The sequence below is a fragment of the Psychromonas ossibalaenae ATCC BAA-1528 genome (genome assembly GCF_000381745.1).
GTDB lineage: Bacteria > Pseudomonadota > Gammaproteobacteria > Enterobacterales > Psychromonadaceae > Psychromonas > Psychromonas ossibalaenae.
Genome location: NZ_KB906990.1, coordinates 58,215 through 71,929 on the forward strand (window position 1 = coordinate 58,215; position 13,715 = coordinate 71,929).

General features: G+C 40.3%; 12 protein-coding genes. 4 read left to right on the forward strand and 8 right to left on the reverse strand.

Annotated features, from left to right (window positions below; translation table 11 throughout):
* Window positions 1-61 precede the first annotated feature (61 nt).
* Window positions 62-949, forward strand: a complete 888-nt coding sequence (locus tag G327_RS0112790) for an alpha/beta fold hydrolase (protein ID WP_019615179.1) — start codon at window positions 62-64, stop codon at window positions 947-949.
* 441 nt (window positions 950-1,390) lie between these two features.
* Here G327_RS0112790 and G327_RS0112795 read toward each other — a convergent pair whose 3' ends face one another.
* Complete coding sequence (locus tag G327_RS0112795; protein ID WP_019615180.1) at window positions 1,391-2,599, reverse strand: NupC/NupG family nucleoside CNT transporter; 1,209 nt, start codon at window positions 2,597-2,599, stop codon at window positions 1,391-1,393.
* A 322-nt stretch (window positions 2,600-2,921) separates the two neighbouring features.
* Window positions 2,922-3,686, reverse strand: a complete 765-nt coding sequence (locus G327_RS0112800; RefSeq protein WP_157601107.1) for a methyltransferase domain-containing protein — start codon at window positions 3,684-3,686, stop codon at window positions 2,922-2,924.
* A gap of 343 nt (window positions 3,687-4,029) precedes the next feature.
* Here G327_RS0112800 and G327_RS0112805 point away from each other — a divergent pair, with 343 nt between their 5' ends.
* A complete protein-coding gene (locus G327_RS0112805) occupies window positions 4,030-5,334 on the forward strand; it encodes an inosine/guanosine kinase (RefSeq protein WP_019615182.1) in 1,305 nt (434 codons plus the stop codon).
* A gap of 289 nt (window positions 5,335-5,623) precedes the next feature.
* Here the strand turns inward: G327_RS0112805 and G327_RS0112810 are convergent, their stop codons facing one another.
* Window positions 5,624-6,115, reverse strand: coding sequence for a VF530 family protein (locus G327_RS0112810; RefSeq protein WP_019615183.1), 492 nt, complete (start codon window positions 6,113-6,115; stop codon window positions 5,624-5,626).
* 214 nt (window positions 6,116-6,329) lie between these two features.
* Entirely contained in the window at window positions 6,330-6,467 is a 138-nt protein-coding gene (locus tag G327_RS27065) for a hypothetical protein (RefSeq protein ID WP_019615184.1), read from the reverse strand.
* Window positions 6,468-6,654: 187 nt separating this feature from the next.
* Here G327_RS27065 and G327_RS0112820 point away from each other — a divergent pair, with 187 nt between their 5' ends.
* The gene (locus G327_RS0112820; RefSeq protein ID WP_026339351.1) at window positions 6,655-7,428 is read left to right on the forward strand and encodes an endonuclease/exonuclease/phosphatase family protein; all 774 of its coding nucleotides are present in this window, start codon (window positions 6,655-6,657) and stop codon (window positions 7,426-7,428) included.
* 52 nt (window positions 7,429-7,480) lie between these two features.
* Here the strand turns inward: G327_RS0112820 and G327_RS0112825 are convergent, their stop codons facing one another.
* The 4 genes from G327_RS0112825 to G327_RS0112840 all read right to left on the reverse strand — a co-directional run bounded on the left by G327_RS0112825 (window position 7,481) and on the right by G327_RS0112840 (window position 13,160).
* A complete protein-coding gene (locus tag G327_RS0112825; protein WP_019615186.1) occupies window positions 7,481-7,918 on the reverse strand; it encodes a hypothetical protein in 438 nt (145 codons plus the stop codon).
* A 732-nt stretch (window positions 7,919-8,650) separates the two neighbouring features.
* Window positions 8,651-9,583, reverse strand: a complete 933-nt coding sequence (locus G327_RS0112830) for a porin (RefSeq protein WP_019615187.1) — start codon at window positions 9,581-9,583, stop codon at window positions 8,651-8,653.
* A gap of 810 nt (window positions 9,584-10,393) precedes the next feature.
* Window positions 10,394-10,774: a hypothetical protein gene (locus G327_RS0112835; RefSeq protein WP_019615188.1), complete on the reverse strand. Its 381-nt coding sequence runs from the start codon at window positions 10,772-10,774 to the stop codon at window positions 10,394-10,396.
* A 271-nt stretch (window positions 10,775-11,045) separates the two neighbouring features.
* Window positions 11,046-13,160, reverse strand: a complete 2,115-nt coding sequence (locus G327_RS0112840) for a glycoside hydrolase family 3 protein (protein WP_019615189.1) — start codon at window positions 13,158-13,160, stop codon at window positions 11,046-11,048.
* A 292-nt stretch (window positions 13,161-13,452) separates the two neighbouring features.
* Between G327_RS0112840 and tnpA the strand changes: the two genes are divergently transcribed.
* Window positions 13,453-13,715 (forward strand): IS66 family insertion sequence element accessory protein TnpA (gene tnpA / locus G327_RS24630; RefSeq protein WP_019615190.1); only part of this gene is annotated, 263 nt, incomplete at its 3' end.

The window sequence follows — 13,715 nt, forward strand, 5'->3', positions numbered from 1 at the left end:
TAAGTAGAATAACCGAGCAGACAGTGATTCACTTCTTTATTCCCAGTATATTAGACATCTCATGCCAGCAGACACTTCGATACAAGAAATTCATTATCAAATAGATACTTTATCAATACACGGACTTGCGTGCGGTGATCCACAAAGTGAGATTATTTTATGTCTGCACGGCTGGCTGGATAATGCGGCGAGTTTTTCTTCACTTATGCCCTGTTTAAGCGGTAGACGAGTTATCGCAGTTGATCTGCCTGGCCATGGCCTTTCATCGCACAGGAGTCCAGATGCGCACTATCATTTTGTTGACTGGGTTTATGATCTTCTACAGTTATTTGCAGTCAACGACTGGAATAAAATCGATATCGTAGGACACTCAATGGGGGGCATGATTGCCTCGGCTTTTGCGGCTGCCTTTCCTGAAAAAGTAAAATCGTTAACCTTAATAGACTCAATTGGTTTTATCTGCAGTGAAGAAATTCATACCAGCAGACAGCTTCGCCAGGGTTTGCTCAGCCGTTTGAAAGGAGCTAATGCTGCAGAATCAAACTTAAAACATAAATCGGCACAGAAAAGAAGAAATCATGCAACGATCGAGTCAGCAGTAAATGCGCGTATAATTGTTTCTGGTCTGGACCGTGAATATGCGCAGATAATTGTCAAACGCGGACTGCGCAGAGAAGAGAGCGGTTATGCCTGGTGCACAGATCAACGCCTTAAAATGCTGTCACCATATCGCTTAACAACAAAGCAGGCGGAACAGCTTATTGGTGATATTCAATGTCCTGTACTGTTAATCTACGCCAGTCAAGGGCTGGACATGGTAAGTAGAGCTCTCGATCATTTCGCTTCCTTTTTCAAAGATCTACGCTGCCGTCAGCTGCCGGGCGGTCATCATATTCATATGGAGCATCCTGAGCATACAGCCGAACTGATCCACTCATTTATCCTATAATCAATTAATACTCAAACCTCCATCACGTGTAAATACGAGCTATAAATCAGGTGGTTAATGATTATAACAATTAGCTCAGCTTGCTTTAACAGAGCATTGGCGGGCATCTTAGTGCAGATATTAAGTAACACTACAGCACGCTATTGAAATGACAAAAATTACACACAACCGCATTCACAACACCTTACCAGCTTAGTTAATGGTTGAAATATACAGCTTAAAATAAATAACTTTTTGTCTCTTAAAGTATGAAAAATTCCTCACCTTCCGGGCGCTCACGGTGATCCTTTGTTTGAAGATGCCCATCAGGCAGTGAGCACAAAGATACATAAATTGTTCGGATATGATTTGTTGTAAATGCAGTTTCGAAAATTAAAAAGGCCGTTAAATTACTTTGACAGCCTTATTTAATAACCCAGTAATATATACCGGGATTTTACATTAAAGTGTGATAAAAATACCGGCTAATGCGGCACTCATCAGGTTAGCTAAAGTGGCGGCAAGTACCGCTTTGAAGCCAAGACTTGCCACATCGGTGCGGCGTTCAGGTGCCATAATACCGATACTGCCAAGCTGAATAGCAATAGAACCGATATTAGCAAACCCACAAAGCGCAAAGGTAATAATAACCTGAGAATGTGCTGACATTGTTTCTTTCATAGAAGTAAAATCTAGAAAAGCAACAAATTCATTAAGAATCACTTTCTGACCAATAAAGCCACCAGCCTGCATCATTTCACTGGCAGGCACACCAATAATATAAGCCACTGGTGCAAAGATATAACCCAATATGCTCTGCATGGTCATACCTTCTATATTAAACCATAACCCCACATGCTCGAGCCCGGCATTAAACATCGCCATCACACTAATAAACGCCAGCAGCATGGTACCTATCGCAACGGCAACACGCATACCATTCATTGCGCCTGATGCTATAGCATCAACTGCATTGCTGTGTTCACTTTTACCAAGATCAATGCCCTGCTGACACTGCGGGGCATCTATTTCAGGTACCAGCATCTTCGCCATCAGCAGACTACCAGGTGCGGCCATAAAACTGGCTGCAATCAGGTACTTAAGCTCTACGCCTAAACCGGCATAGCCCCCCAAGACACTCCCCGCTACTGAAGCCATTCCGCCGGTCATCACTGCAAACAGCTCCGAGCGGGTCATTTTGGGCAGGAATGGTTTAACCAGCATCGGGGATTCGCCCTGACTTAAAAATATATTACCCGTTGCAACCAGAGACTCAGCACGGCTTATCCCGAGCAGTCTCTGTAGAGCCCCGCCCAGTACTTTAATAACCAGCTGCATGATTCCGAAATAATAAAGCAGTGAAATTAATGCACTGATAAAGATGACTAGAGGTAATACCTTAATCGCAAACACAAACCCGCTAGTAGCAAGATTACCAAACAGGAAATTGATCCCCTGATCGGCAAAACCAAGCAAGGAGGCAACACCTTGGCTCACCGAGCCTAGTACCAGCTGCCCCATTGGTACATATAAAACCAGAGCGGCAAACCCGGCTTGTAAAGCAAAAGCGCCGAAAATGGTGCGCCAGTTAACTGCGCGGCGGTTTTCAGAGAAAACCCAGGCACAAAAGAAAAGAAAGAAAATCCCTGCGAAACTTATTAACAACTGCATTTTTTATCCATTTAGTATAACAAAGGGTAAGTTTCAGGTGAGTTCAAAGCTGCGCGGGCGGCTGATACTAATCATCAGCTCTAAATGGGACATTTAGATCATATTTTCCGGCCGCAAAAACAAGCAATAGAGTCACCTTAAAACTTACAAAAGTCTTGCCGGTCCAACTCCGTGGGTCGATAACTTATCCATGTTACGGCTAGTATTAAAGGTGGCTAAACCCTCAGGTTTAAGCCGGAAACGGATTATACGAATTAAATAATAAATGGCTAATCAAATAAAAAACAAAACTTCGCTTGAATAATATACTGAATCAGATCTTTCAACTTTTCTTAATATGATATAAGTGATTGATCATGTTATCAAAATCTATACCAGATGAATTATTTCCATTTTTATTACTGACAAATAACTGTTCTTTTGCAGGAATCGGTAAATCACTGACAATCAGCACTATATTCTTATAATCGGTAAATTCAATTAATGCAGAGTAACTGAATACATTGTGCACGCCCTGTAAAATGTCCAGCAGCTGCAGCTCGGTTTCTACAAAAAGGTTAATTAATGCGACACCTGATTGTTTCATGCTTTTATGTAAATTCTGATAAAAATTCAAATCATTGATACATTGACAGTGTTTATGTTCGATAAAAATATCACATAAAACAATGTCATATTGATTATGGTTCTGCTCAATAAACTGCTGCGCTGATTGTATATATACCTGCACAGTGTCGGGCAGGAAAAAATAGTTTCTAGCCATAGCGGCTATCTGCGGATCCTGTTCAACAGAAGTAACATTTATGTGGGGAGAGACCTGTAATGCTCGTTCAAAGCCGCCGGCTCCCATTCCCAGATTCAGTATCTGTAAATTTTCCCCTTTCCATAATAAAAACAGCAGCATTGACTGATAAACAGGCAGTACAATTTTTTTCGTACAATGAAGATCCATTAACGACTGTACAGACGAACCGCCTAAATGAAACCATCGAAAACCGTCCATTTCACGCACCACTAGGTGTTTGTGCAGCGTAAATTCTTGGTGTATTAAAGTCCCCGTATCAGGGTTGAATATTGACAGATTCAAAACAAAGCTCAAAAAAGATAAGTAAAGGAAAGATACAGTTAAGCGAGTATAAGAAGGACTATTAATTGAATCTGTTGTACCATTTTTGTAGTCAGATCACGCTATAGTCAATAATAGAAGCACAAACTAAGAAATACCTAGCGATAAAACTTCCCGCTCCGATAACCTGCAATTACTGGCAAACTTTAATCAGTCTATCTCAAACAAAAATAAAATTGTACAAATACAAATCACTTGTATAGCAACATTCCTTATTTATCCTGAAAACAGATGATATTGGCATGTAATTTCCTGTGCTTTTTATGCTATATTCGCCCGCTAAATTTTCCTTAAGTCAGTATCTATGAAATTTCCAGGTCAACGCAAGTCGCAACATTATTTTCCGTCGTCTTCCCGTAATCTTACGGCAGAAATCACACAGACTCAGCCGCGCTTAAATCAGTCGCCGGTTATTGGTATCGGACAGACGATTGTCGATATCGAAGCACATGTTGATGATGCTTTTTTACAAAAGCATCAGCTAAGTAAGGGACATTCTCTAGTATTAGATGAAGATAAAGCCGATGCTTTATACCATGAACTGGTCGAAAAAGATCTTATCACCCATCAGTATCCCGGTGACACGATTGGTAATACCATTCATAACTATTCCGTACTGGCTGATAGTAAATCGGTATTATTAGGCGTAATGTCCCGACATATTGAAGTCGGCACCTACGCTTATCGATATTTGTGCAATACTTCTGCACGGGTAAACCTGAATTACCTTGAAAAGGTAGACGGCCCGATCGGCCGCTGCTATACGTTGATCACCGCTGACGGAGAGCGGACCTTTGCGATCAATGAAGGGCAAATGAACCAGTTATCGCCAGAAAGCGTTCCGGAATCTATCTTTAAAAATGCATCTGCAGTGGTAGTTTCATCTTATCTGATGCGCGGCAAACCGGAAGATCCAATGCCTAAAGCTGTACAGCGGGCAGTGCAGTATGCCAAAAAACATCAGGTACCTGTGGTCCTCACATTAGGCACAAAATGGGTTATCGAAGGTAATGAAGTCTGGTGGCAGGACTATCTCAAAGAAAATATTACTGTGGTTGCGATGAACGAAGAAGAAGGTGAATCATTAACCGGTTTTAATTCACCGCTGCTGGCGGCAGAAAAAGCGCTGGACTGGGTTGACCTGGTATTATGCACAGCAGGTCCTGACGGTTTGTATATGGCAGGCTATACCGAACAGGAAGTAAGAAGAAAAACATCATTACCTTTATTAAACGCTGATATAAGCGCTTTTAACCAGTTTGAATTCAGCCGCTCAATGCGCAAAGCAGACTGCAGCAATCCGCACAAAGTATTTTCTTTTATCGCCCCTTACCTTGGCGGCCCTTTAGAGATAAAAAATACCAATGGCGCAGGAGACGGCGCACTTTCCGCACTACTGCATGATATGGCGGCAAACCGTTATCATCAGGCCAATGTCAAAGAGTCTGACAAACACTCTCATCCGTTCCTGACATATTCATCTCTTTCACAGGTCTGCCGTTATGCCAACCGGGTAAGTTATGAAGTGCTGCTGCAGCATTCTCCACGTTTAACCAGGGCATTACCGGAGCGCGAAGAGTGTTTAGAAGAGACTTACTGGGACAGGTAAAATAGAATATAAACGGCTGGTGTAAAAAGCACCAGCCGTATATACCCGTTATCAATCAAAATGCATTTATCAGTCGCTAGCTCGGACATCAAGACAAGACGCGACATGATGACCTTTCGAGCGATTCACTTCGTGATTCCTCTATCGACATTGATTAAATGCAAGCATTTAACAATTCGTTGTGAAGTCTCGATTTAACCCGTTAGATCTTCACCTTCACGCCTAGAATCTGTTCACCTTACGACTTGCTGATTTCTGCATCTTGAATGATAACGGCTATATATTACTCTTATTTGTTTTTCAATCCCCAAGGATCAGACGGATCGTCGCTTTTTGTCGATTTTTTACGAGGCTGACTGCTTTTCTTTGCAGGTTTAAAGTCGCGATTACTTCTGGGGCTGTGTCTTTGTGACGTTTTTTCTTTATGAGCAGAAGCCGCTTTTGCCTGAGAAAGCTCAATGGATTCAACAGTCAGAATCATAGGGTCACGCGGCACGATATGCAGTGGAAAACCACGTTCACGAGGCGCCATCTCAAATTCTTCATCCGTTGGTCTCGGCATACGCTTAAAACGGGACAGATAAAAACCTTCTAATTTCACTCTCGCCCACTCTGTCTTTCTCAAAAACTTTAAACTGCCTTCTATCGAAGGGTTAGTTTTAAAACAATGGAAACGCATTGCAGCGGCAAGAATGTCCCATCCATAAAACTCAACGAGTTCAGTCAGTAAAGTTTCTAATTTAAGGCCGTGCAAAGGGTTATTCTGCTGTTCTTCTAACATTCATGTTCCTATAAAAAAACTGTATATAAGGGGTTCGTTTCTATTATACGACTTAGCAGAGGTCGATGGATACAAAAGAATTACGCTTAAGCAACAAAGCCTGCATATTTCCATTATCAGTCAGTTTGCCGTGTAGGCAGCAAACTGTAGTCTTGACATCTTAACAGCAGCCTCCTTGAATCTCTCTGTCATTGTGCTTACGGACAAATATGAGTTATTTTGACTGGACGTCTTTAACCGCTTTTTGCGCCCTCTCTGAAAGTGGAACACAACTGCGTTTATGTTCAATACTAAAACCTAACTCATCCAGCCAGTCACAATAGCACTTCCATAATTTTTTGATAAACAGCATCTACACTCCTAAACATAAAAACAGACAATATTAGCTCGATATTGTCTGAAACATTGCGCCGGTGATTACAAAACACAAGATTTAATCCCCTAATTTCCTAACAAGATGATTTTGTAGAATATAATAAATGGTTGTGGTGTCTTTAAAAGCATCTAAAACAGTTAACGGTCACCCCTCGAGAGTTATTATGAACAAAAGATTTGCACAAGCTGATTATTTTATTGAAAATCATGATTATTCCCGTAAAGAGTTAATTAATAAGAATATTTCTCTACTAAGCTGGAATATTCAAAAAAAGAATAAAGATCCATTATGGGACGGTGAGTTTAAAGCACTTATTGAAAAATATATGCCGGAAATCATTCTGCTGCAGGAATGCCAGTTTCAAAAGGGTTTAGAGAATATTCTCCATTTTGAATATTACGGCTTTATTTTTGCTCCTAATTTCTGGGATACTTTTAAAGACAGACACTCAGGTGTACTGACCGCAAGTACCGCAAACCACCAGTGTGTCAGTGTTATCAGGTCACACGCCTATGAGCCCTTAATAAAGGTCCCGAAAATATTCTTATCTACAACTTATGCTATTGATAACGAAAACAAAGAACTGTTAGTGTTAAATATTCATGCAATCAATTTCGTTGGCTTCTGGAAATTTATATCGCAGATTCAGCAACTTGAGTACTCAATACTAAGCCATGACGGTCCGATAATATTATCCGGTGATTTTAATACATGGAACAGAAAGAGAACCAATATTTTAAACAAAATATTAACCGCCAGCGGCCTTGAAAAGGTGCAGTTTCACCAGGCTCATGAAAAGAACATTAAAAAGTTTCTGTTTAATCACCTGGATCATATCTATTACCGCGGACTGCAGGTAATTAGCCCCGCTGAAGCGATAAAAACGAAAAGCAGCGATCATAATCCGCTGCTGGTTAAGTTTAAATTAGCCCTTTAACTGCAGTTACTCACGTCTTTAACAACTGTACACAGGGGCTAATTATCTTATACTACTGCTCAATTTTTACCACAGTACCAACCAGTGCCACACCGGCAACAAAAGTACCGGCCCCACACTGAAAGCTCTCATTACTTGAGGTCAGGTGACTTTTATAATTAGATTTAATATTAATAACCGCATTGCCGCCTTCCTTAATCGCTCTTTTCTGCAGTGAAATCATTGCAGATAAGAATACCCATTCACACGCCTGTTTATCTGATTTGTTGAACGCATTGGTTTTCTTATTACTTTTAAATTCACCGAAATTAGTTAAAACCTGGCCATGCGGCTGTTCCCCGAAATAAAAAGCAACCTGACCGCCTAATACCTGCCTGGCTTTTTGCTGCGACAAGGCATCATCAAGAGAGTAAGCCTCAATAGAGTCTCTGGCAGAGGCCGACGGAAGAAGCAGAATATTTAACATGATAATTAGTACAATATTTTTCATCACTGGTATTTCTCTGTATCGAATTAGTAATTTAAAGCTTACATAGGTATCTTGAAATGTAACTTCTATATACCTCTATAAACATATTAAATGAAAAGAAAAACCTGCATCGTCTATAAAAAACAGCTGTGCAATAACAAATTCCCCTTTCCACATGCACTGGCGAAGCGTAGACAACCAGTATCATTCAACAGCATTATAGGGATCTGGGCTAAAAAGTAATATCAACAAGTGTGAATAAAGGTGAAGACAACGTAGGGCATTGAATATAGGGACAATAAATAGTTATGAACAAGAAGTTGAAGGCGTTTATTAACACTGAAACACAACCTGAATCATAGACAATTGTAGACACAAACTACACTGCCAACAGATATTATACGTAACGGTCCGTATTACACAGGCACCAGGTAAATTAAACCACACGCTTATCGAAATAAATAACGGTCCATCATCATAACCAGAGGTGACAATTAAAGCCTGCCCCGCCAAGCTTCCTTAAGGGTACCTGGATTCATGAAGATCAGCTCAAAGATACCATCCAACATTTTAGGATAAAGTTTTGCCTGGATTTAAACGACGGTTATTCATGAGCGCATGCAAATAACTCTAACGACGCTCTATGCAGCTTGTGTCCGGCAGGAATTTACCGGTGAGCAGACAAGTTTTTGTGATAAGCGGTGCATAATGATATGCCCCGCTTTTCTTTTAGATCAAAGGGTAAGGTATGATTTAGAAATCGTAGCGGATACCGGTAAACAATTCATCTTCGGCACCATCCAGTTGATTTGCCTGGTAGATTGCAAAAGCACGTATCACCGGGGTAAAGCGGTATTGTGCTTCAATCGCTAAGTAGTCTTGTTCATCTTCGTCATTTATTTCCTGATTAACATAAGTGCCGATTAGGCGGAACTCGTTAGTAAATATATATTGCGCAGCCGCTTCAATGATAGTGAAATCCTGAAGTTGATCGTTATCATCTAGAAGTTCACCATTACCGTAAGTTATACCTGCATAAAAACTTTCAAATGTGTATGACAAACCGCTATTTACTACGTTTGTATTATTTTCAGAATCTGCGTAGCCTAGGCCTATTTCTAAACCGAAGCCGGGAGCATAACGCGCAGAGGCACCAAATGAGTCTGCATCAGCTTCGCTAGCTGCGATATAGTTAGCTTTTACAGATAATGCATTATCTAAAAAATTACCGGCGTACAAAAAGTTATTACTTTGCTGCTCATGTGCGGCATCGATGACTTTGTTAGCACCTGAATAATTTGAAGCAACGTCACTCATCTGAGCGATTTGTACATTCGCTGTATCTTGACGGCCAAAAGAGAAAGCACCGACAGCCGTATCAAAACCAGCAAATAAGTAACGATTATTAACTTTCGTCTCTTGATCTGCATTATCTCTGTCAATTTGATACTCCACAAAACCAAATCCAGCTAAATTTTCTGATATTTGTGTTCTGCCTGCTACGTTAATACGCGCGCGGCTTTTATCTTCCATAGAACCTTCAACAGAATCGCTGAACAAACCACGCACTTCTGCACGTCCACCTAATTGTAATATATCTCCATCTTTTTCATAGACAGTCGCAGCACCTGCACCTGCTGAAAGTAAACCGCTCATAATTGCTGTTGCTAGTAATGTTTTTTTCATTGTTTTCCCTTGTTTTTTAAGTTTTACGCGCTCTATGGCTGCATATAAAATTAGTTTTGTGGCTTTTGTCGTGATAAATATAAAGTAACTGCGTATTTCAAAAAACAGCTACAGTCTTAAGCTCGGGATTATTATTGCTTGTAACAAAAGTGCAGATCAAATCAAAAACAAAAATTGGGCGACCAATATCACGCGCAAAAGCCCATATCTGGTAGACCAATCACACTGCGAAATATAATGTGTGACACAGGTACATTACATAGATTTGTGATACACCTTGCTCGACACCAATTGAAAAATTAAATGGTCTGAAATTACAAAGGGAAAATTAACGAGAGTATGGCCGCTTAATTAAACAATAAGTAAAACGTGAGTTTGCTTTTCACCGCATACAATTTGTACCAGAATAGTTATAGAGTAAAAAACAACATAGATATCGTTAACTTTAACTAGTAAGAAATAAGCAGGTAATTATCAGGAATGGTATAACGGAAGCTCTATACGTTAAATAACGTTTAGGTTATTACTATTACAATTTTCTGAGGACAAATACATCCTGTATTACCATGGTAGTTAAAGACTTATACAGCGAATAATAGAGCATATCGTAGAGGAAGCCGGTGACTATATTTGCATTACGAATGAGCAGGAATAATACAGATACGTCAGCCAAGCCCGTCTTATTAGTGGTAAATGCCCGATGACTGATAAAACAGTAACTTAAAACCGCATTATCATTCAAATAACGATAGCAGAGTCATTCCAAACTACGCATATGTGCGGCCCAAGAACCGAGCACTACCATATTAATTATTTACCAATTAGCGAACCATTTTCTCGGATCATGCCGGGTATTATTGTCAGTTTATCTGCCGACATTTTTCTCCCATCAGGAAGTTGAATATGATTAACCAGCCAGACAACACAACCTTCACTTAAATTTAAAAGGCCTCTAACCTGCGAATATAATGTACCGTCATTAAATTCGTCGGACACCGCTAAAGCTTGCCCCTGCCAGGCCCCAATAATTTTTTCCTGACGTACCGGCAAATCTAAATAGAGTATTTCGGGTTCAACATCTTTAATTACTTTCATGCACAGACGCACGGCTGATTCATTTTTTTTTTCAACCCACAGGCGATGAGGAATGGCAGTGTCATGCCATGCAAGAATATTAATATCAGTATTCATATCAATCCTTATTAATTAACATTTTATATTTATAGGACTGCTTTTTAACGGCATTAATTCATATGCACACCAGCAGAACGGACATTTACAGGGAGTAAATAGACTTAGGAAACTTTTATCCCGTATATTTTATTTCTAAGTTCAACCCGAGCAATGGTACACCAATAACACCCGCGGTCGACCAAAGCGAGCGCGTATTTTTGATCTTGAACGGTATTTCTTATATAAAAAGACCGGATAACTATCCGGCCTCTTAAAATATTCCTACATTTTATTGATATGACTGGCCATCATCAAACTTCCAGCGTAACTGCACCTTATCATCACTATGCCCAGGAACATCTGAGTCGTTATTATCAGCGTCAGCTTGCGTCATCGGGATCGAAATCGGCATTTTTCCTGTAGGATTAAACTTACCTGTTAAAACATCTGATATTGCAGCATCAGTGGTGCCAAACGTCGCCACAACAGTTTTTAGAGCGTCACCATTAAGCTCTTCTAAGGACCATGGGCTAGTAAAGTTAACCACAAGAACGGTATCTTTTAAACTTGCAATAGTATTAATGTAATCAACATCAATATTGTTGTCTGAAAGTCCCAGTAAAATAGGATCATCTGTTGCTGCAAATAAACCACAATTATTAGGTAACAGCACTAATACCACCGTATCTGCCTCATTCACATCATCAACAACAGTAATTGAATCTGACTCGAATCCTAGAGAGCGCTTTAAATTTGCCTGCTTAACTTCTTCACTTGCTGGTAATAAATTATTCGTTGCTGCGAATGTGCCTTTAACCAACTCTGAATTATCTCCAATTGAGCTGCCGCACTGTTGATCTGACCAAAGTTTTTCAAAGTACACCTTAGTATTAACCTGTAACGGTAGAACCGATTGTTGATTCTCAAGCAATACAATGGACTTTCTCAGAGCAATATCACCTTTCTTTTGGAAGGCAGCATTACCCGCTATCTCACGTGCAAGATCAGGATCAACATATGGGTCTTCAAATATGCCTAACTCAAACTTCTCTTTTAATAAACGTCGTACAGATTCGCTAATTCTCTGCTCAGAAACCATACCCGAATTAACTGTTTCTAACAGATACTCAGGATTAGCATTACCTGAAAATAAATCGATACCAGCGCCCAGTGCTTTCTGATAACGCTCATTTAAGTTTTTGTCTTCCATTCCCCAAGGCTGCCAGAATATTGGGCCTGTATCCGAATTAACAATGCCTTCAAACCCCATTTCATCTCGGAGCAAATCATTAATAATTCCTTTATTATACGCAAAAGCTATTTCTTCAAAGTCAAAATCTAAGTCGCTGGTAGCATTGATCGGCATTGCATAATACGGCATGATTGAGGCAGTACCAGCGTCAATCGCAGCCTGAAAAGGTATGAGATGATAGTCAAACATTCCTCCTGGATAATGCTGCTCTTTCCCGAAAGAAAAATGCGGATCTGCACCATCTAGCTGTGGACCACCGCCAGGAAAATGCTTGGTAGTTAGTGCCACAGAATACTTACCAAGCTTCTCACCCTGAAATCCCTCAGTAACCGCTTTTATCATCTCAGCTGCTAAATTAGCATCTTCACCAAACGTACCGGAAACACGCTCCCACCTTGGCTCTGTCGCAAGATCAGCCATATACTGATAACCTTTCCTCAAACCTGTGGACACCCACTCTTTAGCTGCCATCTCCGCAAACTCCTTTACTAACTCGGCATCTTGTGTCGCGGCTAACCCCAGTTCACCAGGCCATGACGAAAAAACAGTTTCCCCGACACTAACACCAATTCCAGCATCTGCTGCAAGATGGTTTCGCGGATTAGAAGCAATTAACACCGGAATACCTAAACGGGTATTTTCAGCGGTTTCCTGCAAGTTGTTCGCCCATACAGCAGAAACATAAGCAGACTCATTATCTCGAGCAATAAAGCGTCGTAGATGTCTTTCCTGAATACCTTTTGTAGCCGCAGACTCCTCCATCATAGGGGCTAATGTAGGTACCGCCGGATCAAACCAGTTATAAGAGCTTTCTTTATCTTCCTCATTAAGACGTCCGTCAGCAAGGCCTAATTTATCTCTGCCCATCATCTGGGTAGAAATAAGCATCATTCCAACTTTTTCTTCTAATGTCATACGGCTCAGTAGATCATCAGCCCTTTCATCTACAGTTAAACGCCAGTCTTCATAAGGTGCTAATTTCCCATCACCGTCTAAATCTCGAAATTGATAACCGTCAACCTCTAGAACCGGATGTATACGAGATTCAAGCTCAGGTTGACTTAGTTGTTCATGTTCATTAGTTGAAGAGTTACAACCTGTTAATGCAACCGCCAACGCGATAGGTGCAAGAGTAAAAATTTTAAGTTTCATATTTTTCCTTATTTGTTGTTTGTATTGACACAATAATAACAACAAACCCAGGTTGGTGGACCAATAAAATAGAAAAACAAGATCGTGGTCAACCAATAAGAAGGGCCTAGTGTTCTTGCTCGCAAATACTATATTTCTACACAATCAAAAGCAGTAATGGGAAGAGAATCATGGAAGTATGTATTAAAAACTGATAGCGGTTACAAAAGAACTGTAAACGTCCGGCCAACCACACGTTCAATTTCATATCCAACTTGATTACAGTCCTCTAAAACATATTGAGGAGATTGGAATGAAACTGACAGCTAAAGATAAATGGACAAAATTAATTACAGAGCAGCAAGAAAGCGGCTTAACCGTTGCTCAATTTTGTCGTGATAACAGCCTTAACAGCAAGTCTTTTTATAACTGGCGGATCAAAATAACCACGCTTTCAGAAGCGCTGTCTTTTGTTAAAGTTCAATCCGCTTCAGCACCTGTTCCGATTTCAAAAAATTCGATTCAACTGCATTTTTCAAATACCTCCTTATCATTACCAGGCACTGTTTCACCAGT